The 22,828-nt window shown below is 67.9% G+C and carries 24 protein-coding genes; 13 read left to right on the top strand and 11 right to left on the bottom strand.

Features of this window, described 5'->3' with window-relative positions:
* The first annotated feature begins 80 nt into the window (after positions 1 to 80).
* Both ACGFNJ_RS11205 and ACGFNJ_RS11200 read left to right on the top strand, forming a co-directional pair.
* A complete protein-coding gene (locus ACGFNJ_RS11205; RefSeq protein ID WP_393446061.1) occupies positions 81 to 257 on the top strand; it encodes a hypothetical protein in 177 nt (58 codons plus the stop codon).
* A gap of 111 nt (positions 258 to 368) precedes the next feature.
* Positions 369 to 1,364, top strand: a complete 996-nt coding sequence (locus tag ACGFNJ_RS11200) for a GAF domain-containing protein (protein ID WP_393446060.1) — start codon at positions 369 to 371, stop codon at positions 1,362 to 1,364.
* 24 nt (positions 1,365 to 1,388) lie between these two features.
* Here the strand turns inward: ACGFNJ_RS11200 and ACGFNJ_RS11195 are convergent, their stop codons facing one another.
* The 3 genes from ACGFNJ_RS11195 to ACGFNJ_RS11185 all read right to left on the bottom strand — a co-directional run bounded on the left by ACGFNJ_RS11195 (position 1,389) and on the right by ACGFNJ_RS11185 (position 3,405).
* Entirely contained in the window at positions 1,389 to 1,526 is a 138-nt protein-coding gene (locus ACGFNJ_RS11195) for a hypothetical protein (protein WP_393446058.1), read from the bottom strand.
* 222 nt (positions 1,527 to 1,748) lie between these two features.
* A complete protein-coding gene (locus ACGFNJ_RS11190) occupies positions 1,749 to 2,264 on the bottom strand; it encodes a gamma carbonic anhydrase family protein (RefSeq protein WP_393446056.1) in 516 nt (171 codons plus the stop codon).
* Between the two features lie 145 nt (positions 2,265 to 2,409).
* On the bottom strand, positions 2,410 to 3,405 hold the full coding sequence (locus tag ACGFNJ_RS11185; RefSeq protein ID WP_393446054.1) for a GlxA family transcriptional regulator: 996 nt from the start codon (positions 3,403 to 3,405) through the stop codon (positions 2,410 to 2,412).
* A gap of 72 nt (positions 3,406 to 3,477) precedes the next feature.
* Between ACGFNJ_RS11185 and ACGFNJ_RS11180 the strand changes: the two genes are divergently transcribed.
* The gene (locus tag ACGFNJ_RS11180) at positions 3,478 to 4,248 is read left to right on the top strand and encodes an MBL fold metallo-hydrolase (protein ID WP_393446052.1); all 771 of its coding nucleotides are present in this window, start codon (positions 3,478 to 3,480) and stop codon (positions 4,246 to 4,248) included.
* A gap of 199 nt (positions 4,249 to 4,447) precedes the next feature.
* Positions 4,448 to 5,563 carry an alanine dehydrogenase gene (ald, locus tag ACGFNJ_RS11175; protein WP_393446050.1) on the top strand — a complete coding sequence of 372 codons (1,116 nt, stop codon included), beginning with the start codon at positions 4,448 to 4,450 and terminating at the stop codon, positions 5,561 to 5,563.
* Between the two features lie 398 nt (positions 5,564 to 5,961).
* On the opposite strand, the gene sigJ is transcribed toward ald, so the two are convergent.
* Positions 5,962 to 6,924, bottom strand: coding sequence for an RNA polymerase sigma factor SigJ (gene sigJ, locus ACGFNJ_RS11170; RefSeq protein WP_393446048.1), 963 nt, complete (start codon positions 6,922 to 6,924; stop codon positions 5,962 to 5,964).
* Positions 6,925 to 7,156: 232 nt separating this feature from the next.
* Between sigJ and ACGFNJ_RS11165 the strand changes: the two genes are divergently transcribed.
* Entirely contained in the window at positions 7,157 to 8,095 is a 939-nt protein-coding gene (locus tag ACGFNJ_RS11165; protein ID WP_393446046.1) for a cobalamin biosynthesis protein, read from the top strand.
* Positions 8,096 to 8,280: 185 nt separating this feature from the next.
* Here the strand turns inward: ACGFNJ_RS11165 and ACGFNJ_RS11160 are convergent, their stop codons facing one another.
* Positions 8,281 to 9,147, bottom strand: coding sequence for an SURF1 family protein (locus ACGFNJ_RS11160; RefSeq protein WP_393447794.1), 867 nt, complete (start codon positions 9,145 to 9,147; stop codon positions 8,281 to 8,283).
* The gene (locus tag ACGFNJ_RS11155) at positions 9,147 to 9,665 is read right to left on the bottom strand and encodes a low molecular weight protein-tyrosine-phosphatase (RefSeq protein WP_393446044.1); all 519 of its coding nucleotides are present in this window, start codon (positions 9,663 to 9,665) and stop codon (positions 9,147 to 9,149) included. The genes ACGFNJ_RS11160 and ACGFNJ_RS11155 overlap by 1 nt, the downstream gene beginning before the upstream one ends.
* A gap of 294 nt (positions 9,666 to 9,959) precedes the next feature.
* On the opposite strand from ACGFNJ_RS11155, the gene cobC reads away from it, so the two are divergent.
* Positions 9,960 to 11,000 carry an Rv2231c family pyridoxal phosphate-dependent protein CobC gene (gene cobC / locus ACGFNJ_RS11150; RefSeq protein WP_393446042.1) on the top strand — a complete coding sequence of 347 codons (1,041 nt, stop codon included), beginning with the start codon at positions 9,960 to 9,962 and terminating at the stop codon, positions 10,998 to 11,000.
* Positions 11,001 to 11,349: 349 nt separating this feature from the next.
* Entirely contained in the window at positions 11,350 to 12,471 is a 1,122-nt protein-coding gene (locus tag ACGFNJ_RS11145; protein ID WP_393446040.1) for a Nif3-like dinuclear metal center hexameric protein, read from the top strand.
* 88 nt (positions 12,472 to 12,559) lie between these two features.
* Here the strand turns inward: ACGFNJ_RS11145 and ACGFNJ_RS11140 are convergent, their stop codons facing one another.
* On the bottom strand, positions 12,560 to 12,853 hold the full coding sequence (locus ACGFNJ_RS11140) for a hypothetical protein (RefSeq protein ID WP_393446038.1): 294 nt from the start codon (positions 12,851 to 12,853) through the stop codon (positions 12,560 to 12,562).
* A gap of 138 nt (positions 12,854 to 12,991) precedes the next feature.
* On the opposite strand from ACGFNJ_RS11140, the gene ACGFNJ_RS11135 reads away from it, so the two are divergent.
* The 4 genes from ACGFNJ_RS11135 to ACGFNJ_RS11120 all read left to right on the top strand — a co-directional run bounded on the left by ACGFNJ_RS11135 (position 12,992) and on the right by ACGFNJ_RS11120 (position 16,874).
* On the top strand, positions 12,992 to 13,633 hold the full coding sequence (locus ACGFNJ_RS11135) for a hypothetical protein (protein WP_393446036.1): 642 nt from the start codon (positions 12,992 to 12,994) through the stop codon (positions 13,631 to 13,633).
* 106 nt (positions 13,634 to 13,739) lie between these two features.
* Positions 13,740 to 14,477 carry a zinc ribbon domain-containing protein gene (locus ACGFNJ_RS11130; RefSeq protein WP_393446034.1) on the top strand — a complete coding sequence of 246 codons (738 nt, stop codon included), beginning with the start codon at positions 13,740 to 13,742 and terminating at the stop codon, positions 14,475 to 14,477.
* A gap of 34 nt (positions 14,478 to 14,511) precedes the next feature.
* Positions 14,512 to 15,651, top strand: a complete 1,140-nt coding sequence (locus ACGFNJ_RS11125; protein WP_393446032.1) for a bifunctional RNase H/acid phosphatase — start codon at positions 14,512 to 14,514, stop codon at positions 15,649 to 15,651.
* Between the two features lie 518 nt (positions 15,652 to 16,169).
* The gene (locus ACGFNJ_RS11120; protein WP_393446030.1) at positions 16,170 to 16,874 is read left to right on the top strand and encodes a S1 family peptidase; all 705 of its coding nucleotides are present in this window, start codon (positions 16,170 to 16,172) and stop codon (positions 16,872 to 16,874) included.
* A 122-nt stretch (positions 16,875 to 16,996) separates the two neighbouring features.
* Here the strand turns inward: ACGFNJ_RS11120 and ACGFNJ_RS11115 are convergent, their stop codons facing one another.
* Complete coding sequence (locus ACGFNJ_RS11115) at positions 16,997 to 18,331, bottom strand: DoxX family protein (protein WP_393446028.1); 1,335 nt, start codon at positions 18,329 to 18,331, stop codon at positions 16,997 to 16,999.
* Between the two features lie 250 nt (positions 18,332 to 18,581).
* Here ACGFNJ_RS11115 and ACGFNJ_RS11110 point away from each other — a divergent pair, with 250 nt between their 5' ends.
* Entirely contained in the window at positions 18,582 to 19,070 is a 489-nt protein-coding gene (locus ACGFNJ_RS11110) for a GNAT family N-acetyltransferase (protein ID WP_393446026.1), read from the top strand.
* Positions 19,071 to 19,290: 220 nt separating this feature from the next.
* Positions 19,291 to 20,514, top strand: coding sequence for a hypothetical protein (locus ACGFNJ_RS11105; protein WP_393446024.1), 1,224 nt, complete (start codon positions 19,291 to 19,293; stop codon positions 20,512 to 20,514).
* Between the two features lie 99 nt (positions 20,515 to 20,613).
* Here ACGFNJ_RS11105 and ACGFNJ_RS11100 read toward each other — a convergent pair whose 3' ends face one another.
* From ACGFNJ_RS11100 to ACGFNJ_RS11090, 3 genes are all read right to left on the bottom strand, one after another.
* A complete protein-coding gene (locus tag ACGFNJ_RS11100) occupies positions 20,614 to 21,186 on the bottom strand; it encodes an NUDIX hydrolase (protein WP_393446022.1) in 573 nt (190 codons plus the stop codon).
* Positions 21,187 to 21,265: 79 nt separating this feature from the next.
* The gene (locus tag ACGFNJ_RS11095) at positions 21,266 to 22,027 is read right to left on the bottom strand and encodes an ABC transporter permease (RefSeq protein WP_393446020.1); all 762 of its coding nucleotides are present in this window, start codon (positions 22,025 to 22,027) and stop codon (positions 21,266 to 21,268) included.
* A complete protein-coding gene (locus ACGFNJ_RS11090; protein WP_393446018.1) occupies positions 22,024 to 22,827 on the bottom strand; it encodes an ABC transporter ATP-binding protein in 804 nt (267 codons plus the stop codon). The genes ACGFNJ_RS11095 and ACGFNJ_RS11090 overlap by 4 nt, the downstream gene beginning before the upstream one ends.
* Between the last annotated feature and the right edge of the window lies 1 nt (position 22,828).

The raw sequence follows: 22,828 nt of genomic DNA, 5'->3' as shown, positions 1-22,828 counted from the left end.
TCTCCAGTCGATTCGCGCGGACGCCGGGCGTTCGGGTTGCGTCGCGACGGTGCGGGTGATGGCCCTTCATTATTTCATCGGTGCTGGTCGGCGCGGCCGAGGATCGCCCGATTGGCGCGGAGTGCGGACTCCTGCGTGGGGTCGAGCGCGGGCAGGCGAAGGTGCTCGTCGGACTGGACGCTCTTCTTGTGGAGCTGATCACAAGAATTGCCGGGTCCTCGCACGAACGGGTGCTGGACATGGTATTTCGTTCCTGACCGTACGGTCGGCGTGCGGCTGGCCGGTGCGGAACGGATGATTGAAATGTTAACTGGTCGAACACTTCTCACTATTGTGAACGACCGGATGCGATCGGTCGGGTGCGATTGATGGCGAAATGGCTACTGGTCGAATGCTTCTCAGGTGTGCCGGGGAAAGTGATCGCATTCGGCGCCGCGCCGAAGTCGTTCGTGCCGCTGAGTAATATTCTGCGCAATCCGGCGTCGCTGGCCGACGCGGAAGCGGCGCTGGCGCAGGCCTGTCGGACCAGAGGGCTGGTGGCGCGCGCGTCGACGGACGGACGGCGCACCGTGCGGGCGGAGCCGGTGCTGATCACGCCGGAACGGGCGCATGCGATTCGGCTGTGGGTCGGGCCGAAGTCGGAACCGTTGCCGCCGCGAGAACCGGTGGGCGCGTGGTATTTCAACCTCACCACCAATCGCTCGGTCCGCAGCGTGGAGCTGCTCGACCTCTACGGCGTCGCCCCCGAGGATCGGGCGGCCGAGCTGGCCATCGCGGGTGCCTTCACTCGATTGGTCACCAACCGGGACGAAAGCGAGGCGCTGGCGAAGATCGTGAATTCGGAGCCTGGCACCGAGCACCAGGCGGTGTGGACCATCCGTCGCGACGACAATGCTTTGCGCGCCGGGCATTTCGCCTGCCGGATCGGTGTCGAGGTCGATGCGTCGGGTGCGCGTTCGGTGCTGTTCCGCGGGGTGACGCAGGACATCGGTGCGGCCGTCGCGGTGCCGTCGGCGCCACCGCCGATGATTCTGGAATACCTCTTGCTGGAGGCGGCGACCGCGCCGGGGGAATACCGTGCGATCGTCAATTTGCGTTCGCTGCAATTGATTCGCTGGATCGGGCCGCCGATGCCGGAGATCGCGTGGGCGGCGCTGCCCGGCGAGCCGCCGCCGCAGATTCATCCGGACGATCTGGCGACCGCGAAGACCATGTCGCGGGAGTTGGCGCGGCAGCGCACCGAAGGGACGGTGCGGCTGCGTCGACTGGATGGTGGTTGGCAGTCGGTGCGCGTGCGGGCCGCGTTGATGGTGCTGGATCAGCACACTACGGCCGGACTGGCCACGGTCACCGCGGCATCCTGACGCGCGGTGACCGCCTGCCGAGGGTCAGCGGCGCGGTAAATCCAATGCCGCCATTTCCTGCTCGATCGCGTTCGCGGCGAAATCGATTCCGCTGGAACGTAATTCGTGGACTCGTCGCTGTAATGCCTCGATGCCGCCCGGCTGGGCCGCGATGTCGGCCACGCTGATCCGCCCCTTCGGCCGGTGCATACTCGACTGCACGTACGCCACCACCGTGTTACCTCCTGCCTGCACGCTGCTCGCACACCCACCGACCCGAGGTGGGCTCACCACTGCGCTACAAGCCGCACGACTACCGTTTCGGCAGGAGACCCCGAGTCACCGGGCACGCTGGCAAAATGTTATCAGCGATTCCTACTGGACGCTTGATCAGTGTGCGCTGTGTCACACCACCTTGGCAGCCCGGTGATTGGCCGTGTTGTGAAGGTACACAGCCCCATTCAGTCTAATGCCGTCCTGCTCTGCTTCGCTCAACTCGCGCCGGACCTTGCCGGGGACGCCTGCCACGAGCGAGCCGGGTGGAATCTGCGCGCCCTCGGGGATCAGTGCGTTGGCCGCGATGAGGGTGCCTGCCCCGATCACCGCGCCGTTGAGCACGGTGGCGCCCATCCCGATCAGCACGTCGTCGCCGATCGTGCAGCCGTGCAGGATCGCGTTGTGCCCCACCGAAACTCCGCTGCCCACGGTGAGCGGGAAGCCGGGATCGGCGTGCAACACGCAGCCGTCCTGGATGTTCGTCCGCGCGCCGACGTTGATCGCCTCCAGATCCGCGCGAATCACCGCGTTGTACCAAACGCTCACCTCGGCCGCGAGGTGCACCTGCCCGATCACGGTTGCGTTGGGCGCAACCCAGGCAGCGTCATCGATCTCCGGCACGAACTCGCCGATCTGAATCCTCATGGTGGCAACGTAGCGGGTGTCGATCGAATGCGGGGCTTCCGGTCTGTTCTTGGACTCGCGCGGACTGCCTGGCCGGGCAACCCGGTTCAGGCCAACGGTGGCGGCGCCGTGCGGCGCGAACAGGCTGCGGTGGGCGTCGGCTGTCCTACCCTGCTGGTTCCCAGAGGTCACCTTTAAAAATTGCCCGGTGGGCGGCGGGGCTGGCGCCGAGGATCCGATGGAAATGGTGGCGCAGGCTGACCGCGGTGCCGAAGCCGGTTTCGGCGGCGATGCGTTCCATCGTGTCGTCGGTGGTTTCCAGCAGCAGTCTGGCGCGGTCCGCACGCTGGTGCAGCAACCATTGTTGGGGACTGCTTCCGGTGCGTTCGCGGAAGTGGCGGGTGAAGGTGCGCCGCGACATCAGTGCGACGCGCGCCCAGCCGTCGAGGTCGATCGGTTCGCCGAGATGTGTTCGCGCCCAGACCATTGCGCGTTCGATCGGATCGTCGTCGGCGGGTTCGGGAACCGCGATCGGGATGTACTGGGCCTGCGAACCGCTGCGATGCGGCGCGGTCACCAATTCTCTGGCCAGTTCAGTGGCGGCGCGGCTGCCGAGATCGCCACGCACCAGGTGCAGGCAGCAGTCGAGGGCGGCGGCGACGCCCGCGGAGGTGACGACGTCGCCGAGATCGGTCCACAGGGTATCGGCGCGGACGCGAACGGCGGGATAGGCACGGGCCAACTCCTCGGCGGATGCCCAGTGGGTGGTGATCTCTCTGCCGTCGGCCAGTCCGCTGGCGGCGACCGCCCACGAGCCGAGGCACAGGCCGACGATCCTGGCGCCTGCTGCATGCGCCTCGTGCAGGGCGGCGCGCAGCTCCGCCGACATCGTCATGCCGAACTCCCAGCTCGGGATCACCACCGTGTCCGCGCGGATCAGCCGGTCGAGTCCGTGGTGCACCTCGATGTCGAAACCGGCTGGGGTGCGCAGGCTTCCCGGGTGCTCGGCGCACACGTCCACCTGGTAGGGCGCTTCGCCGCCGATGCCGATCCGGCCGAAGACAAGGCTCGGCACGGACAGGTGGAAGGGGCTGTTGCCCTCGAAGGCGAGCACGGCCACCGTACGCGTGGGGCGCTTGCTGGTCACGGAGGGGCGAGGCATGGCCCGATCTTAGCGATAGGCGGCTCACGGGCCACTATCGAGGTGGCGTCTCGGTGCGACAAGATCATTGGCATGACCGAGACGATCGAACGCACAAACCAGCTACACGCCCTGCACGTCGGCGGACCGACGCTCCGCTTCCGGTACGCGGGCCGCACCTTCCTGACCGACCCGACCTTCGACGAGCCTGGCGACTACCCCGGTCCGATCACCCTGCACAAGCTCGTCGGTCCTGCGGTGTCGGCGGCCGAGGTCGGTGCGGTCGACATCGTGCTGCTCTCGCACGACGAGCACGCCGACAACCTGGACAACAGCGGTCGGGAATTCCTGAAGACGGTGCCGACGGTGCTGTCCACGCCGGGCGCCGCCGAGCGTATCGATGGTGTTCAGGGACTGGAGAATTGGGAGACCGTCACGATCGACGGCATCCGGGTGACCGCGGTGCCCGCGCTGCACGGGCCGGAGGGGTGCGAACCGCTCAGCGGGATCGTCACCGGGTTCGTGTTGCAGGCCGATGGGCAGCCGACCGTGTACGTCTCCGGTGACAACGCGTCCGTCGAACTGGTCGGGCAGATCGTCGAGCGGATCGGCCGGATCGACATCGCCGTGCTGTTCGTCGGCGCCGCGAACATCGGCCGCTTCGGCGACACCGACGTCACCTTGAACGCGAACACCGCGCTGCAGGCCGCCGAGTTGCTCGGCGATGCGGTGATCGTTCCGGTGCACGGCGAGGGATGGGCGCACTTCAGCGAGACCCTCGAGCGGCTGGAGCGGGTGTTCGAATACGGCGGACGCCGTGGCCAGTTGCGGATCCCGCCCCTCGGCACCGAGGTCACCGTCTAGCCGGGCCGAGATCGACGGGACCAGGGGCGGCGTGGTGCCGCCACCGATTCCCGTTGATCATGAAACCGCCCGGTAGGTGTGCTGGTGGACTGATCAACATGCGCAGAAAACCTGCGGTCGGCGCGGCGTCTCGTGATCATCATGTGTCACCCGCGCGTCGTTCGTGGCGAGACCATGGTGCGGGGTCCACGATGGCGGTATGAGGATCGGAGTTCCACGGGAGGTCAAGGAACAAGAATTCCGGGTGGCGCTGACACCGGCGGGTGCCGGGGAGCTGGCCGCGCATGGACATCAGGTGCTGATCGAGGCGGAGGCGGGAGTCGGGTCCGGATTCACGGACGCCGACTACGTCGCCGTCGGGGCGAAGGTGGTCGCCGCGGCCGACCAGGTGTGGGGGGACGCCGAACTGGTGTTGAAGGTGAAAGAGCCGATCGCCGAGGAATACTCGCTGCTGCGGCGCGGGCAGGTGCTGTTCACGTACCTGCATCTCGCCGCGTCCCGCGAATGCACCGACGCCATCCTGCGGTCCGGCATCACCGCCATCGCCTACGAAACCGTGCGTGCGGCAGACGGTTCGCTGCCGCTGCTCGCGCCGATGAGCGAGGTCGCGGGCAAGCTCGGCGCCCAAGTGGGCGCCTACCATCTGATGGCGCCGTTAGGTGGTGCGGGCCTGCTGCTCGGCGGGGTGCCCGGCGTGCAGCCGGTCGAGGTGGTGGTGCTCGGCGGCGGGGTCGCCGGAACCAATGCCGCCGCCGTCGCCGCCGGGATGGGTGCGCGAGTTACCGTGCTGGACACCAACTTGCATCGGCTGCGCGAACTGGATGCCCGCTTCGGCAGCCGGGTCACCACCGTCGCGTCGAATGCCGCCGAGATCCAACGCGTCGTTCCCACAGCCGATCTCGTCATCGGCTCGGTGCTGGTACCCGGTGCGCGGGCACCGAAACTGGTGTCCGACGAGCTGGTCGCCGGCATGCGGCCCGGGTCGGTGCTCGTCGACATCGCCATCGACCAGGGCGGCTGCTTCGCCGGTTCGCACCCGACCACCCACGCGAATCCCACCTACCGCGTGCACGATTCGCTCTTCTACTGTGTCGCGAACATGCCGGGCGCGGTGCCGCACACCGCCACCGTCGCCCTCACGAACGCCACCTTGCCGTACGTCCGCACCATCGCCGCCGTCGGCTGGCGCGAAGCATGCGCCACCCACCCCGATCTCGCGCAGGGCCTCACCGCCGACGCGGGCAGCCTGCTGTCGTCGGAAGTAGCTGCGGCACACGGATACACGACACCCCACCCAGTAGGCATCGCAGGCTGACCCCGACGCACACCGCCGAAGTCCGCACCCTCTCTAGGGATCCGCACCGTCTGTGGGCGCCCGCAGTGAGTGCGGATCGCCAGAAGGGGTGCGGATGTGGGCATGCTGGGCCGCACTCTGGCGCGGAGGCCGGGCGGGCCGGGCGGGCCGGGCGGTTGAGGGGCGCGAGTCGGCCGACTCCGACGCATACCGCCGAAATCCGCGCCCTCTCTAGGGATCCGCACCGTCTGTGGGCGCCCGCAGTGGGTGCGGATCCTCGGAAGGGGTGCGGATTTGGCGTGCTGGGGCCGCAGTCTTGCGCGGAGCCTGGACTCACAGGGCCTGCCGGGCTGGTTCGGTCGAGGCACGCGAGTCGGCCGCACATCGTCGGAGGATGTGCGGCCGACTCAGGCGTTGAGCTACTCGTCGTCGGTGCGGCCTGCGCCCAGGTACCAGTCCGGCTCGCCGGTGGTGGGGAGGTCGTGCAGCTTGTCGGGGTTGCGGACGACGTTGATCGCGACGATGCGGCCGTCGTCGATGGTGAAGGAGAAGACGCCGGTGTGGTTGCCGTCGAAGACGACCAGGCCGGGCGCGCCGTTGACGAGCACCGCGCGACCCCACCCGTTCGCGGCGGACGGTGCGTGGTACCAACCGAGCAGCATCTTCGCGATGAGCTCGGCGCCGTGCACCGGCTGCCGGATCGCGGGAACCTTGCCGCCGCCGTCGGCGGTGAGGCTGACGTTCGCGTCGAGCACACCGAGCAGCGCACTCAGATCACCGGACCGCCATGCGACCGCGAAAGCGGAGACGACCTTTTCCTGTTCGTCCGGTGAGGCAGGGAAGCGCGGGGTGCCATCCTCGACGCGCTTGCGGGCGCGGGACGCGAGCTGGCGCACCGCCGCAGGCGTACGGCCGACCACCTCGGCGACCTCGGGTCCGCTCATCCCGAACACGTCCTGCAAGACGAACGCGGTGCGCTCGGCAGGCGAGAGGGATTCCAGCACGACCAGCAGCGCGGTGGTGACCCGTTCGTCCTGGGTGATCCGGTCGGCGGGGTCGTCCCAGCTGGTGACCTCCGGTTCCGGCAGCCATTCGCCGACATACTGTTCCCGGCGGGCGCGGGCCGACCCGAGCTGATCGAGCGCCAAACGGCCGACGACAGTGCTGAGCCAGGCGCGCAGGTTCTCGATCTCGCCCGCGGTACCCGCCTCGTGCTGGCGCTGCAGCCGCAGCCACGCCTCCTGCACGACGTCGTCGGCGTCGGTCAGGCTGCCGAGCGTGCTGTAGGCGAGCCTGCGCAGATACGACCGGTGCTCCTCGAACCGCCTGGCCAATTCGGCCTGGTCGAGGGGTTCCTGAGGGGAAGGCTGTTCGGAAGTCACGCTGTTTCGCCGTTCGGTTGTTGCGCCCCGGCGGGGCGAGTCCATTGGTACGTCACCTGGTTGACGACGCAGGACTTCAGAGTGTGACACGCCGACCACGCGGCACCGCCCGATGCCTGTCCTCGGCGAGTTCTTGGTCACGAACCCTTCCGGCAACGCATGATCGCCCCTCGGAATCGGCGAGCGCTCTCGGTGGTGTCCGGTTCTGAGCCGGGTCGGTTACTCTCGCCGGGTGCAGAAGGGGACTTCCACCGCAGTCGGTGTGCTGCTCGGGTTCGCGCTGGACCGGGCGTTCGGTGACCCGCGGCGGTGGCATCCGGTGGCCGGATTCGGTTCGGCGGCAGGCGCGCTCGAATCGGTGACGTATGCGGATCGGCGCGCAGCCGGGGTGGCGCACGAGGTGCTGCTGGTGGGGGCGGTGGTCGGGCTCGGGCTCGGGGTTCGGCGGGGTGGCTGGCCCGTGACGGCGCTCGCCACCTGGACGGTGCTCGGCGGACACAGCCTCGCGCGGGTCGGCCGGGACATGGCCGACCAGTTGGAGGCAGGTGATCTAGCGGCCGCGCGTGCGCTGCTGCCTTCGCTGTGCGGCCGCGACCCCGAGGCGCTCGATGCGGACGGATTGGCCCGCGCCGCAGTGGAATCCATCGCCGAGAACACCTCGGACGCGACGGTGGCTCCGCTGGTGTGGGGCGGGATCGCCGGTGTGCCAGGCCTGTTGGGCTACCGAGCGATCAACACCCTCGACGCGATGATCGGGTATCGCAATGCGCGGTACCGCAACTTCGGCTGGGCCGCAGCACGTGTCGACGACGTCGCCAATCTCCTCCCGGCCCGGCTCGCCGGCCTGCTCACTGTCGCCCTCGCCCCTTTGATCGGTGGCCGACCCGCAGCCGCCTTCCGTGCGTGGCGGCACGATGCGGCAAAACACCCGAGCCCCAACGCCGGTGTGGTCGAAGCGTCCATGGCGGGCGCGCTCGGTGTCACCCTCGGCGGTGTCACCGAGTACCGCCACGGCACCGAGCTGCGTCCCACGCTCGGCACGGGACCGGCCCCGGCGATCGGCGATCTTCAACGCGCAGTGCGGATGTCGGAGGCAGTGCAACTCGCCTCGGTCGCGGTGGTGGCGCTGTGGTCGCTGGCCCGCAATCGCTTTCGGTGGCAAGCCAACTGAGTCGCCACGCGTGGCTCTCGCACTCTGCTAACGGACGTCGGGACGGTGCGCCTCCGCGGTCACTTCTTCATCGACGAACATCCCGCCATGCCAGCGTGATGCCGACCTTTTCACACGCCGGGGCGGCTGTTCGGGGGCGATCGGGTTGGGTCGCTGTTCGTCAGCGTGTATGCGAGCGTCCTGGGTCAGTCGCGGCCGCGGCCGTAGCGGTCTGCCAGGCGGGCTTCGGTTGTCGGGGCTGCCGGAGCCGGGGTTGGCGTCGCCACCGGTGCGGTGGGTGTGGTTGGGCTGCTTGCCTTTTCCTTGCGGCGCTCGCGGATCTCGGCGTAGACGAAGTAGCCGAGGCCGAGCGGGGCCATGATGCCGAAGGCCAGCCATTGCAGGCCGTAGGAGAGGTACGGGCCCGCGTCGAGTTGCGGGAGCGGAGTGGGGGTGAAGGCGCCGGGTTGTTTATCGTCGAGCTGGAGGTAGCCGGGGCGGTCGCCGGTGGGGATCGGGGTGAGAGGCTGCTGCAGGAAGCCGGCCTCCTGGTTGGTGTCGATGGAATACACCTGCCGGTAGCCGTCCTGGACGGACGGGTCTTTGCCGGGCGTGACACCTTCGGACATCCTGACGCGCGCCTCGAGCCGCTGCGGCCCGGTGGGCGGTTCCGCGATCTGCGGCGGGCGCGAGCCATCGACCGCTGCCACCAGCCCGCGGTCGATCAGCAGCAGGCGGCCGTCGTCCAGCCGGAACGTGCCGAGCACGGAATATCCGGGGGCGCCGTCGAGGTGCCGCAGCCGGACCAACACCGTCGAATCCGGCAGGTAGCTGCCCGAGGCGGTGACCTTGCGCCATTCGGTGTGGGTGTCGCTCGGGCCGTTGAGCACCGTGGTGACGTCGACCGGGTCGGCGCGCACCGAATCGGCGATCAGCTGGTTGCGGTGTGACGTGGAGGTGTTCTTGCCGAGCTGCCATGGCGCGAGCACCGTGAAACACAGGTAGGCGAAGGCGACGACGAGCACCGCCAGGATCACCCAGCTCGGGCGGAGCAGAAACGTCAGCCGTCGCATCATGCGTGTCCGTCGAGAACCGGGTCGGGTGGCGCGGACTTGTCGGCGAGCGCGTCGCGCACCCAGTCGAGCAGACCGGGCACCGCCGCCTCGATCTGATCACGGACCAGTTCGAAGTCGGCCATGTCGCCGTAATACGGGTCGGGCACGTCGGGACCGTCCGCGTCCTCGTCGAAACTACGCAGCAACCTGCGCCGCTCCAACGGCACACCGCGCCGCGCCAGTTCCCGCTCGTGCGAGGTATCGAGGGCGATCACCAGGTCGGCGTCCCGATGCGGGTCACCGAAGGTGGCCGCGGCATGCCCGGTCGGATACCCGTACTTGACCAGGGTCGCGTTCGTGCGCGAATCGGCCTCGTCCCCGACATGCCAGGAACCGGTGCCCGCACTGCTCACGCGCACCCGATCCGCGAGTCCCGCACGCACCAGATGCGCGGCGAAGATCTTCTCGGCCATCGGCGAACGACAAATGTTGCCGGTACAGACGAACGACACGTGCAGCTCACCCACGACAGCCATTCTTGCCGGTCGCCGCAAGCGCTGCCACGGAGGGTCCCGCTCGCGACGATCGAGAACGACCCGCCTGGAGGTCGGCGGGATCCACCCGCAACACGGCCCCGCGGTGACGACGGGCGGCGGCCGCGGCCTGCTGCTCCGCCACGAGTGGTACATGGCTGCGGCAAAACGCGAGAAGAGCTCTCCATGGTGTGCCACTCGTGAATTCCGGGGGCGAGTTTGCGGTGGAGGTGACCCGGGACGGTGGTGTGTCGTTGCTGCGGGGGCGGGGTGGGGACCCACGTAGGCTGTGCACTCGTGTCCGAGGGCAGCGTCGACCGCGCGAAACTGCGTCACCACGGTGACGTGGAGGTGCGTCCCGGCATGCTCGATTTCGCGGTGAATGTGCAGGGGAGTGCGCCGCCGGAGTGGTTGCGGCGGCGGTTGGCGGGGCGGCTGGACGAGCTCGGGCGGTATCCGAGTGCGGAGGACGAGGCGGCGGCGCGGGGGGCGGTCGCGGACCGGCACGGGCGGAACCCGGACGAGGTGTTGTTGCTCGGCGGGGCGGCCGAGGGGTTCGCGATGCTGCCTCGACTGGGGTCGCGGCTGGCGGCGGTGCTCCATCCGTCGTTCACCGAGCCGGAGTTGGCGTTGCGCGAGGCGGGGGTCGAGGTAGCGCGGGTGGTGCTCGAGTCGCCGTACACGCTGGACCCGGCTGCGGTTCCCGCCGAAGCGGATCTGGTTGTGCTCGGCAACCCGACCAACCCGACGTCTGTACTGCACCCGGCTGAGACCATTCGTGCGTTGCGGGCACCGGGTCGAATCATCGTGGTGGACGAAGCTTTTGCCGATGCGGTGCCGGGGGAGCCGGAGTCGCTCGCCGGATATGCGGCGCCGGACATCCTGGTTTTGCGCAGTCTCACCAAGACCTGGGCGCTCGCCGGCCTGCGCTGTGGCTACTTCCTCGGCGCGCCCCAACTGCTGGCGCGGCTGAATCACGGTCGCGCCCACTGGCCTTTGGGCACGCTGCAGTTGGAGGCGATTGCGGCCACTGCGGCGGCCGCCGCAGTGGCCGAAGCTGAGCAGCAGGCGCTGGTGATCGCCGCGCAACGCGCCGACATGATCGTCCGGCTGGTCGAACTCGGCATTGAGGTCCACACTCCGGCCGAGGGGCCGTTCCTGCTGATCCGGGTCCCCGACGGTGAGCTGCTTCGAAAGCACTTGGCAGACAAGGGCATCGCTGTCCGTCGTGCCGACACGTTCCCTGGTCTCGGGCCGAACTATTTGCGCGTCGCGGTGCGCGACGCCCTCGGGGTGGACCAACTGATCTCCGCAATTCGATCGGCGGATCTGTGGTGACAACTGTCGGACGAGTGAGCTGCGCTGGTGGCCTGCACAATCCGGAGGCATCCGGGCGCGGCCCGACCGACGGGAAACGAGAGGTGCCCGGTGCAGGCCGCGTATCCGACCCCGTGGGTGCGATCGTTGCGGTGAATGTTCTGGCTGAGTGGACGGCGTCGAGGGCGGGGTGTTGGCCGCTGGCCGGGTCCGCGCCGTGGCTCGATCGACAGGAAATGACGGGTGCCGGGTGCAGGCTGTGCAGCAGGCTCCGCCAGGGCGATCGCTGCCGCGAGCGGTTTGGCGGTTGCGGCCAGCATGCTGGAAAGGCATTGCGACAGAGCAGTATTGGCATTGAGGAGGGTCGACGATGACCACGCTGGCTGATCTCATCGGGGTGCTCGACGCGGCGTATCCGCCGAGGCTGGCCGAATCGTGGGATTCGGTGGGGCTGGTGGCCGGTGATCCTGCCGACGAGGTCAGCCGGGTGCTGTTCGCGGTGGACGCGACGGCCGCGGTGGTCGACGAGGCGATCGGCTGGCGGGCGCAGGCGCTGGTGGTGCACCATCCGCTGCTGCTGCGCGGCGTCGACACCGTTGCCGCGGACACCCCGAAAGGCGCACTGCTGCATCGGCTTATCCGTTCCGGATGCGCCTTGTTCACCGCGCACACCAACGCGGATTCCGCCGACCCCGGCGTCTCGGACGCCTTGGCGGCGGCGCTCGGACTGACCGTGACCGGTCCGTTGGATGCGAAACCCGAATCCCCAGTAGACAACTGGGTGGTTCAGGTGCCGCGTGCGCATGCCGATGCCGTGCTCGCCGCCTTGTTCGCCGCCGGTGCCGGCGGCAGCGGCGACTACCGGGATTGTGCGCTCCGGGTCCCCGCCGTCGGCCAATTCCGGCCGATGTCGCAGGCGAATCCGGCGGTCGGCGCGCTGGGCGAACTCCAGCACATCGACGAGGAGCGCCTCGAGGTGGTCGCGCCGCCCGCCGCCCGGGCCGCCATCCTCGCCGCGTTACGTGCGGCCCACCCGTACGAGGACCCGGCGTACCACATCACCGAACGCGCGCTGCTGCCATCGTCGCTCGGCATCGGTCGCGTCGGCACCCTGGCCGCGCCGGAATCGTTGCGCGCCTTCACCGATCGCGTCGCCGCCGCATTGCCGCCGACCGCGTGGGGCGTTCGCGCCGCAGGCGACCCGGACCGCACCGTCTACACGGTCGCCGTGTGCGGTGGCTCCGGCGACTCGTACCTGAACGCCGCCGCCCGCCGGGGCGTCGACGCCTACGTCACCGCCGATCTGCGCCACCATCCGGTCGACGAACACCTCCGTCGCGGCGGCCCCGCGCTGATCGATGCCGCCCACTGGGCCACCGAATTCCCTTGGTGCGCACAGGCGGAGCGAATCGTCCGGACCGACCTCCCCGATCTGGAGACCCGCGTCTCGACCCTGCGCACCGACCCGTGGACGGTCAGCGCGCCGAGCTGACAACGGTTTTCGGGGCACCATTGTTGGGGGCGTGCTGCGCGGCTCGCTGCGGTTGCGACGGCCGCGCTCGGCCATGAGGCGCTGTTCGCTATATGCGAGGCGGTTGCCCGGGCCACGGGGAGCCGGTGCGGGCGGCCGGTTGCTCGGACTGGGCGCGGGCGAGGAGTTCGCCAGCATGTTGCGGGGGCACGTTCGATTCGGTGCCGCACCAGGTGCATTGCAGTGTGTGTTTGGTGCTCAGCGGGAAGAGCGGGACGAAGAAGACGGTGAACTTGGTGACCACCTTCTGGAGGGTGTGGGCGGCCGGGTTGCCGCAGTTTCCGCACACCAGGGTGAGCATGGCCAGTCGCTGCACGTATCGGCGCCAACCCAGGATCAGCATGGAAAACTCCCGAAGAATCGAACTGAGGTCCAACCGACACTACCGCCGTCCCGGCGTGTCGGGGCGTGTCTGCTGGATTGGTCTGTGACGCGCGTGGTTTGCGCGAGTCGTCCGGCTTCTCGGGGGTACAACTACCGCATGAATTTCCCGGTGAACTTCGGCTTCATTCAAGTCGGGTTGATCTTGCTCATTCTGGTCGGTGTCGCGCTGCTGATCTCCGGGCTGGTGCTGATGCGCCGGGTCGGGCTGCGCGCGTTGATAGCGCGCGGGGCCAGCGGGCTCGTTGTCCTACTCGTGGCGGTAGTGCTGCTCTGGATCGCCACGCTGATGCAGACCTATCTCGGATTGACCGGGGAAATCAAGGCGGCACACGTGGTGGCCAAGCCGGTGCCCGGCCAGCAGCACCTGCTCGACATCGACCTCACGCTCTACGGCGACGACCAGCACGACGAGCAGCGCCTCACCTATCAGGTCGAAGGCGACATGTGGGTGCTGCAGGCAGGCCTGGTCGAGCTGGAACCCTGGGTGAACGCGCTCGGCTTCCACTCCGGATACAAGATCAGCAGGCTGTACGGCCAGCGCCTGGACGGCGTCGCCACCAAGCAGAACCAGATCTTCCTCAACGACGGCGACGAGGACTTCTTCAACGACATGCGGGAGGGCCGCTGGTGGACGGAGCCGTTCGTGCGCTCCGCCTACGGCAACGCGGTGATCGCCGTGCCCGGCGAATACGACGTCTTCATCTCCAGGGACGCGATCAAGACCCGCGCGCCCGCCTGATCCTGGACCACTCGGCACCCATTGGTGCGGCGTCCGACCGCGCGGGTGGGTCGGCGGGGTACGGTTGAACACCGACCCGTCCATAGTGTTCAGGAGTTTGTCCGCGTTGAATGTCGAACCACCGATCCAGGCCAAGCTGCTACAGCTCGCCGCTGTCGACGCCGAGCTGACGCGGATCGCGCACCGCCGCACCGTGCTGCCCGAACAGCAGGAGGTGGCCAGGCTGGAGGCCGAGCGCAACGCACACAAGGATGCTGCCGTCGCGGTGGAGATCGTGTTGGACGACCTCGACCGCGACATCCGCAAGCTGGAGGGTGAAGTCGATGCCGTCCGCAAGCGCGAAGAGCGCGACAAGGGCATGCTCACCGCGGGAACGGTGAACGCCAAACAGCTTTCGGAGATCCAGCACGAGCTGGGCAGCCTGGAGCGCAGGCGCTCGGTGCTCGAGGACGAACTGCTCGAGGTGATGGAGCGGCGCGAAGCCTCCGCCGACGATCATCAGCACGCGGGCGCCCGGCTGAGCAAGACCGAGCAGGAACTCGCCGACGCGGAGCGCCAGCGAGACGAGGCTCTCGCGGATCTCACTGTGGCACAGGGTCGTTGCGACAGTGATCGGTCGAAACTGATCTCGCTGTTCCCCGCCGACCTGCTGGCGATCTACGATCGCCAGCGCGCCCAGCACGGCGCGGGCGCGGCCCTGCTGCAGGCGCGGCGCTGCGGCGCATGCCGGATCGAGCTGGACCGAGGCGAGATCGCCAGGATCGCGAAGACCGCGCCGGACCTGGTCGTGCGCTGCCCGGAGTGTGGCGCGATCCTCGTGCGCACCAAGGAATCGGGGCTGTGAATTCGGTTGAGCGCGTGCGCAGGTGGCGGTCGCGGTGACCGAACGCGAGGTGATCGTCGAGGCCGACGGCGGGTCGCGGGGTAACCCCGGCCCGGCAGGTTACGGCGCCGCCGTCTATGCCGCCGATCATGTGCGGGTGCTTGCCGAGCGCCGCGAGTTCATCGGCATCGCCACCAACAATGTCGCCGAATACCGTGGTCTCATCGCAGGTTTGGAGGCAGCCGCCGAGCTCGGGGCTCAGGTCGTCGCGGTGCGGATGGATTCCAAGCTGGTCGTCGAGCAGATGTCCGGCCGGTGGAAGGTCAAGCACGAGGCCATGATTCCGCTCGCCGACCGGGCCCGCAGGCTGGTCGCCGGCTTCGAGAGGGTGAGCTTCACCTGGATTCCGCGTAACCAGAATTCGCATGCCGACCGGCTGGCGAACGAGGCGATGGACGACGGGACGTTGCTCGACGAGGTGCGCACCGCTCGCGAAACTGCGACGACATCGCCGAGTGTTCCGGTCGACCAGGCGCCCTCTGCGGTCGCCGCCCAGCCCGCTCCCGGCTGGACCGGCGCCACCGGCCGCCCCACTCGATTGCTCCTGCTGCGCCACGGGCAGACCGAACTCTCTGTGCAGCGCCGGTATTCGGGCAGGGGGAACCCGCCGCTGACCGAGCTCGGCCGCGAACAGGCCGCTCGTGCCGCGAAAATGCTTGCGGCCAAAGGCGATATCGCTGCGGTCCTGACCTCGCCGCTGAGCCGGGCCAGGGACACCGCCGACGCCGCGGCCGGCGCGCTCGACGCACCGGTCACCGTTCTCGACGGACTCATCGAGACCGATTTCGGCGACTGGGAAGGCCTGACGTTCCGCGAGGCGGCCGAGCGCGACCCTGAGCTGCACGCCCGCTGGCTCGGCGACCCATCGCTGCCCGCGCCAGGCGGCGAGAGCTTCGACCAGGTACGCGCACGAGTCGACGCGGTGCGCCGCGACTTGGTCGGGCTGTATCCCGGAGCCAACCTGGTGCTGGTCAGCCATGTCACCCCGATCAAGACGCTGCTGCAGCTGGCGCTCGGGGTCGGCCCGTCGCTGCTGTACCGCCTGCATCTGGATCTGGCGTCGCTGTCGATCGCGGAGTTCTATCCGGACGGCGGGTCCTCCGTGCGGCTGGTCAACGACACCTCGTATCTGTAGCGGCAGCGAATTCCACGCCGTTCCAACGTCTTCTGCCGTCGCTGAGTCGACCGGCGCTGTTCATCTCGCTGTCGCCGGATGCTCGGCAATGGTCACCTCGGTCGGTCACCATGTGGGACCGGCGTGGTCTGCCACCTGGGATTTTTCGATTGAGTTGTGGTTGAACAGTGCGGTGCGTGTATAACGGTTGAGTCTCGTCGTGCAGTGAATTCGGCTGGGACTCGGGTGGGTTGAGGATGAAAGTTGTTTCGGGCGAAGACTTTTCAGAGCCGAGCGGATTTGCTGTGGCTCAGGTCGCATCGCGCGCCCATTGTGGTGCGGAACACAGGTGTGTTGTGGATCCGGCGCCTCCCGTCAATGCTGAGTTAGCCAAGAGGTAACCAGCGTTGATGAGATTCCTCAGAACAGGCGTTTTCTTCCTGCGGAAGGTCCGCAGATTCCGTCGGGGGGCGGTTCCCCTCCCTGATGCGGTGCGCACGGTGGTTCGCCACCACGCAGTTTTTTCGATAAGGAGAGATGTGGCAAAGAGATTCAGAACCATGGCCCTTGCGGCGGCCGCCATCGCGACGGCGGTCGTCAGCGGCGCGGGTACCGCGTCGGCGGCGCCGAGCGCGGTGCTCGGCGGCAGCTCCGGCATCGTCTTCGACAACAACTCCGCGTGCTCGCTGACCACGATCGGCCACGACAACGCGGGCAGGCTCGTCGGCATCACCGCAGGTCACTGCGCGCCCACCGGCGCCAAGCTGATCGCGGAGCACACCCCGCAGGCGGGCGTGATCGGCAAGGTCGCGTTCTCCGACGACGCCAAGACGCTGGACTACGCGGTTCTGGAACTCGATCCGGCCAGGGTCACCCCGGTCCGCAGCATCGGCCCGACCACCATCGCGGGCTTCGGCGCCGCGCCGGGCCCCGGCGCGACCGTGTGCTCGAGCGGCCGCACCACCGGCACCGACTGTGGCGTCGTGTGGGGCATGCTCGACGGCACCAGCATCAACCAATACTGCTCCAAGCCAGGCGATTCCGGCGGCCCGGTGGTGGTCGGTGACCGGCTGGTCGGGATGAATCAGGGCAGGCTCACCGGGCTCGGCCCGATCGGGTTCGACCTGCCGTGCACCACGGCGGCCAACCCCGTGCACTCGCCCGCCTTCTTCCAGCCGATCGACCTGATCCTGGCCGCGATCAACGCCCAGGGTGGTGTCGGCGCCGGCTTCCAGCCCATCTGATCCAGCACCTCGGGTCAGGAACTCACCGCGGTCGCCACTGTTTTGTGGGCGGCCGCGGTGAATTCGTTTAGTGGGTAGCAGAATTCGATCGGCTGCTTGCCGCGTTGCTGGGGACAGTCGAGTCAGGAGACGCCGTAGTCCTGGACCCAGTGGAATCCGCGGCTACGCTGCGGGAACGTGTCGGCATCGAACCGTTCGAGGGTCACGGTGACCGGATGGCCGTTGAATTCGCCTTCCAGGCGTAGCCGATCCGGCGCGGGTTGCTGGAATATGAACGCGCCCACTGATATCGGCTGCTGCTGTGGCCGCACCGGGCGCAGCGTCACCGGCGCCGGTGCGGTCTGCAACTCGAGACGGTGGGCTCGGGTGTCGACCTGTAGCGCCGCAGGTACCAGCGTGCCGTCCATCCGCTGGTATTCCATGATGCCTGGATAGTCGAAAACTATTCGCTGCCAGCGATTCTCGTCGGTCAGCAGTGGTGGAAGCGGCTGCCCGTCGCGGGTGAACTCCTGTACCGTCCAGATTCCGTACAGCGGTGGCTTCGGCCGACCCGAACCGTACTGCCGCCAGCCGTCCCACTGAAAGAACGCCAAGCTTCCGCTGATCCACAGAGCGAGGGCGACCTGCACCAGTGCCGCGATCCGGTGCGAGCGCGGCGTACGGAACGGGTCAGGCACGGTGGCAGGGCCCGGCTGCCGATCGAGCACCAGCGCCTCGGTCAGCCGCTTCGCGTGCGGCGCAAGCAATACCAGGCCCATCAGCATCAGATGCGCGGAATGGAGCTTCACGTTCACGTCGAAGGTCATGTGCAGCACGAACACCTGCGCCATGCTCACCAGGCTCAACATCGCGCCGAGGATCGCGGTCCGCGGAACGAGCAGGAGCAGCCCGCCGAGTATCTCCGCGCAGCCGAGCAGGATCTCATACGGCTGCGACGAGCCGACCTGATTCCACAGCACCGCAAAGGGCGCCAGGTTGCCGTACGGCTGGAGCAGCGTCGACAACCCGGGTTCGAACATCTGCGTCGGAATCGCCTTGGCGAACCCGTAGAACAGCATCTGCCCGGCCACGCTCAGCCTGAGGAACAGCAGGAACCAGCCGGCCAGCCGCTGGTAATCGGCGCGACGGCGGTCCAGTGCGGTCCACGCGGCGGTCACGACCACGGCGAAAACCAGCAGGCAGAACTCCAGCACCCAGTCGATGGTCTGATCGCCACTGCCACTGCTGTGCCACGCGGCGTCGACACCGAAAACTGTGCGCCCCACCCACGCCAAGCCGGGCCCGAGCGCTGTGTGCTGCCACATGAGCAGGTCCGTCGGCAGCTGGAAGGCCATCCCACCGAGTAGGACAAGCACGAACATCGGCTGGATGACGCAGTACAGGCCGAAATACACGAAGCAGAAGCGGAAGGCGATGCGGGCGAATGGGTTCCAACCCGCCTGCTCCGGCGGTTCCATGGCCGGTTGTTTCGTCGGAGAATCCCTTGCTGTCACGACTGCGCCCACGCATATCCCTTTCCCGTAGTAACTGCGAAGGACGCTAGGAGACCGACCCGGTGCTCCGCCTCCAGGAAGCCCCTGAATGTTTGCTACCCCGTTAGGGGGCGAAGCCCTTGGCGCTCGCTACTCCCTGAGGGGTACGACCCGTCATCCGAACCCTGCCGGTAAACCAATTGCGTCCGCTCTGTCCTGCCGGTATTCATCACGGGTGGGCTTATCGACGATCAACATCAGGCTGCTGACCGCTGAGGACTGGGCAGTGTTCCGGCGGTTGCGGCTGCGGTCGCTGACCGACGCGCCGCAGTTCTTCGGGGCGACACTGGCGGAGGCGCAGGGGCGCACCGAGCAGGATTGGCGGGGCATGTTGACCGGCCGGGCGCAGTTTGTTGCCGAGGCCGATGGTGTCGAGCTCGGCACCATCGGTGGGATGGCTGATCCCGAACATGGTGGGATGCATCTGATTTCGATGTGGGTGGCGCCGGAGGCGCGCGGCACCGGCGTTGCCGATCTGCTCGTCCGCGCCGTCCTCGACTTGGCTGCGGCGGGCGGGCATGCGGTGGTTCGTCTGGAGGTCGCGGACGGGAACACCGTTGCCGAACGGCTGTACCTGCGCAACGGATTCGTGCGGACCGGCGTGAGCGGCCTGGTCCGGCCCGACGAGTCGCGGATCGAGCACGAGATGGTGCACGAGCTCTGAAGTTTTGGTGCGCTGCCGCCGGGTAATCGGCAGGCTGGCTGGGCGAAGCGCCGGACTCGCGCCGGACAATGCCGTGCCAGGACCCGTCGCGACGCGGCAGAATCGTGGTGGCAACGCCCATGGCGGACCGTGCGACACCAACGCCACGTCTGCTGGAGCTGACGAAAACGACAGCGCGGCAACGCACGACAGAGCACCCCGCAGCGCATGGAGAACGACGATGAGTGAAGCAAACCCACCGGAGCCGGAAACCGACAAATTCCAAGAAGCCGCCGACGAGGCCAGGCGCAAGGCGGCACAGGCGAAACGTCGTGCGACGGCACAGTCTCTGCAAGCGCGCCGCAAGGCAGCGGACAAAGCTGCTGCTGAGGCGCGCGGCGGGGTGAAGGGCAAGGCCGCCGATGGCGCGCGCAAGGGGAACGGGAAGAGCGCCGTCGCAGGCAAGTCCGAGGCCAAAGCCAACGCGGCAAGCAAGGCCAAAGCTGCTGAGGTCGAGTCCATCGGTGCCGTGAACCACGCACCGGAGGACGTCGCCGAGCCGGAGGTCACGCCCGTCGAAGTGACGAGCCAGGACAACGTGGCTGCGTCGGAGAATCAGCCGACAGCCGATGCCGCAAGCTCTGACGAAGCGAACGTTGCTGAGAAAGCTGACGCTGCCCGCCCCGCAAAGAAGACTGCGGATCGGGTGAAGGCGCCTGCTGGCGACCAGGCCGCAGACGGACCGTCGGGCGCGGAGAGAGTGTCCGATGAGGGCAGCCAATCCGCCGCGAAGGTCGCCGACGGCGCAGGGGAGGCGGAAGGCGTGGCGGACGACGGCGCGGTGGAGACGGACGGCGCGGCGGAGACGGACGGCGCGGCGGAGACGGACGGCGCGGCGGAGACGGACGGCGCGGCGGAGACGGAGGCTGTGGAGGAGCCGGAGGGTGCCGCCGAGCGGACCGAAGACAAGGCCGCCGATACGCCCGATCAGGCGGGGGACAGGGCTGCCGAGATTGCCGGGGAGGCTGAGGAAAAGGCCGCCGATACGCCCGACCAGGCGGAGGACAGGGCTGCCGAGATCGCCAGGGAGGCGGAGGACAGGGCTGCCGAGATCGCCAGGGAGGCGGAGGAAAAGGCCGCCGAGTTGGCCCGTAGGGCGCAAGCGAACGCCGCTGAGGCACTTCGCGACGCGGAAGCCGCGACCGCAGCGGCACAGCAGCGGGTCGACGAAAAGACCACGGTGGCAAGGGAAAAGGCGGCCGAGGCGATCGAGAAGGCCGTGGAGCGCACCAATGTGGCACAGGAGAAGGCTCGTGCCGCGACCGGCCGCGTCGCCGCATCGACCTCCGAATCCGTTACAGAACAAGAACGTTCACTCGTCGAGATCGTCCGCCAACAGCCGTTGCTCGCCGCGGCCGTCGCCGCGCTGATCGTGTTCATTCTGTGGCGGGTGCGCAGGCGCTGAGCGGATCCGGCCTCCGCTGCTTCGCGGGGGCCGGTTGCTTGGTTACTCAGGGTTCGGCGACAGATCTTTGTTGCGCGCCCAGGCGGCTGCGCCCGACGGCTAGCTCGATGCTCGGGCGAGCGCGGATTCCAACTTCGTGAGAAAGCGGGCGAAGTGCGGATCGGATTCGGGAACCGCGTATCTGTCGATATCCCACCATCGTTCGGCACTGAACTCGCCAGGGTCCAGGGTGTAGAGCTGGGTGCGGCTGCCGCGGATCAGGTACCAGAGGCTGACGTCCTCGTGGCTGCCGCCGTGATCGGTGACCGGCGTGATTGTGAGGAACAGAGGGTCGTTCCCGACGACAGTGAATTCGGCCCGAATGCCGAGTTCTTCGGCGGCTTCCCGCCGCGCCGTCTCGAGCGGGTGCTCGCCGGGGTCGACGTGCCCGCCGGTCGGCAGCCACAGTTCGGCAAGCCGGTGCCTGCCGAGCAGCACGGCCCGCGCCTCCGGGTCGACGACGACGGCGTAGCAGACCAGATGTCGGTGCGGCGTGGCCGGTTTGACCCGCCGGAACACATCGTCGGTCGACGCCAACCACGCCAGCGCTTCCTCGATGTGCGTGCGCTCGACCTCATCGAACGGCGCAATCCCGCCCACGATCTCGGCGACGACGGCGGTCGCAGAATTCATGGCCGGGACTGTAGCTGCGGGCACCGACAAGAACGCATTTCGCGCTGATCAGGGTCGCAGCAACACGATCACGCCGGAGCTAGGTGATCTTGCGTCGGTAGGTGTTCATGGCGAAGAAGTACGCGACCGCGAGGATGCCGAGGCACCAGGCGAGGCCGATCCAGACGTCGTTGCCGACGGGTGCTTCGGTGAGCAGGGCACGGAGGGCGTTGACGATGGACGTCGCCGGCTGGTTTTCGGCGAACGCGCGGACCGGTCCCGGCATGCTGCCGGTGGGTACGAATGCCGAACTGATGAACGGCAGGAAGATGAGCGGGTAGGAGAACGCGCTCGCGCCGTCCACGGATTTCGCGGTGAGACCCGGGATGACGGCGATCCAGGTCAACGCGAGCGTGACCAGAATCAGGATGCCTGCGACCGCGAGCCAGGCGCCGATTCCGGCGCTGGAGCGGAAGCCCATGATCAAGGCGACGAGCACGACGACCACGATCGAGACCAGGTTGGCAACGAGCGAGGTCAGCACGTGCGCCCACAGCACCGACGAGCGCGCGATCGGCATCGACTGGAATCGCTCGAAGATGCCGCCCTGCATGTCCTGGAAGAGCCGGAATGCGGTGTAGGCGATGCCCGATGCGATGGTGATGAGCAGGATGCCGGGCAGGAGGTAGTTCACGTACGACTCCGACCCGGTGTTGATCGCGCCGCCGAACACGTAGACGAATAGCAACATGAAGGCGATCGGCATGACCGCGGTCGTGATGATGGTGTCCATGCTGCGGGTGATGTGGCGCAGGGATCGGCCGAGCAGGATGGCGGTGTCGCCGAAGAAGTGTGTGGTCATGGTTGTTCCTTGATCGTGCCCGCCGTCGCGCGGTCGCCGCCGGTGTCGCCGACGATGGCGAGGAAGACTTCCTCGAGGGTCGGCTGCTTCTCGACGTATTCGACCTTGGCTGGCGGGAGGAGTTGCTTGAGCTCGGCGAGGGTGCCGTTCACGACGATCCGGCCGGTGTGCAGGATCGCGATCCGGTCGGCGAGTTGTTCGGCTTCTTCCAGATACTGCGTCGTGAGCAGCACCGTGGTGCCGTGCGCGGCAAGGGTTTTGACGGCTTGCCACACCTCGATCCGCGCCTGCGGGTCCAGCCCGGTGGTCGGCTCGTCCAGGAAGATGACCGGCGGATCGCCGATGAGGCTCATCGCGATGTCGAGACGGCGACGCATACCACCCGAATACGTCGCCACTTTCCGTGTCGCCGCGTCGGTCAGTGCGAACCGTTCGAGCAGGTCATCCGCGACTGCGCGCGGCTGCTCGACGCGCCGCAACTTCGCGATCAGCACGAGATTCTCTCGCCCGCTGAGGATTTCGTCGACAGCGGCGAATTGTCCGGTGAGGCTGAAGGATTCGCGCACCTGTGCCGCCTGGGACGCGACATCGAAGCCGTTGACGCTGGCCGTACCGCCGTCGGCCTTCAGTAGCGTGGCCAGGATACGCACGAGAGTGGTCTTGCCCGCTCCGTTGGAGCCGAGCAGCGCGAAGATACTGCCCTGCGCCACATCGAAATCCACGCCGCGCAACACTTCCAGGTCTTTGTAGGACTTCTGCAGACCTCGCACCTGGATCGCTGGGACTTGCTGGGTCGTCATT

Origin of the sequence: Nocardia sp. NPDC049149 (assembly GCF_043197455.1) — a bacterium.
GTDB lineage: Bacteria > Actinomycetota > Actinomycetes > Mycobacteriales > Mycobacteriaceae > Nocardia.
This window is presented reverse-complemented; position numbering and strand designations above follow the sequence as displayed.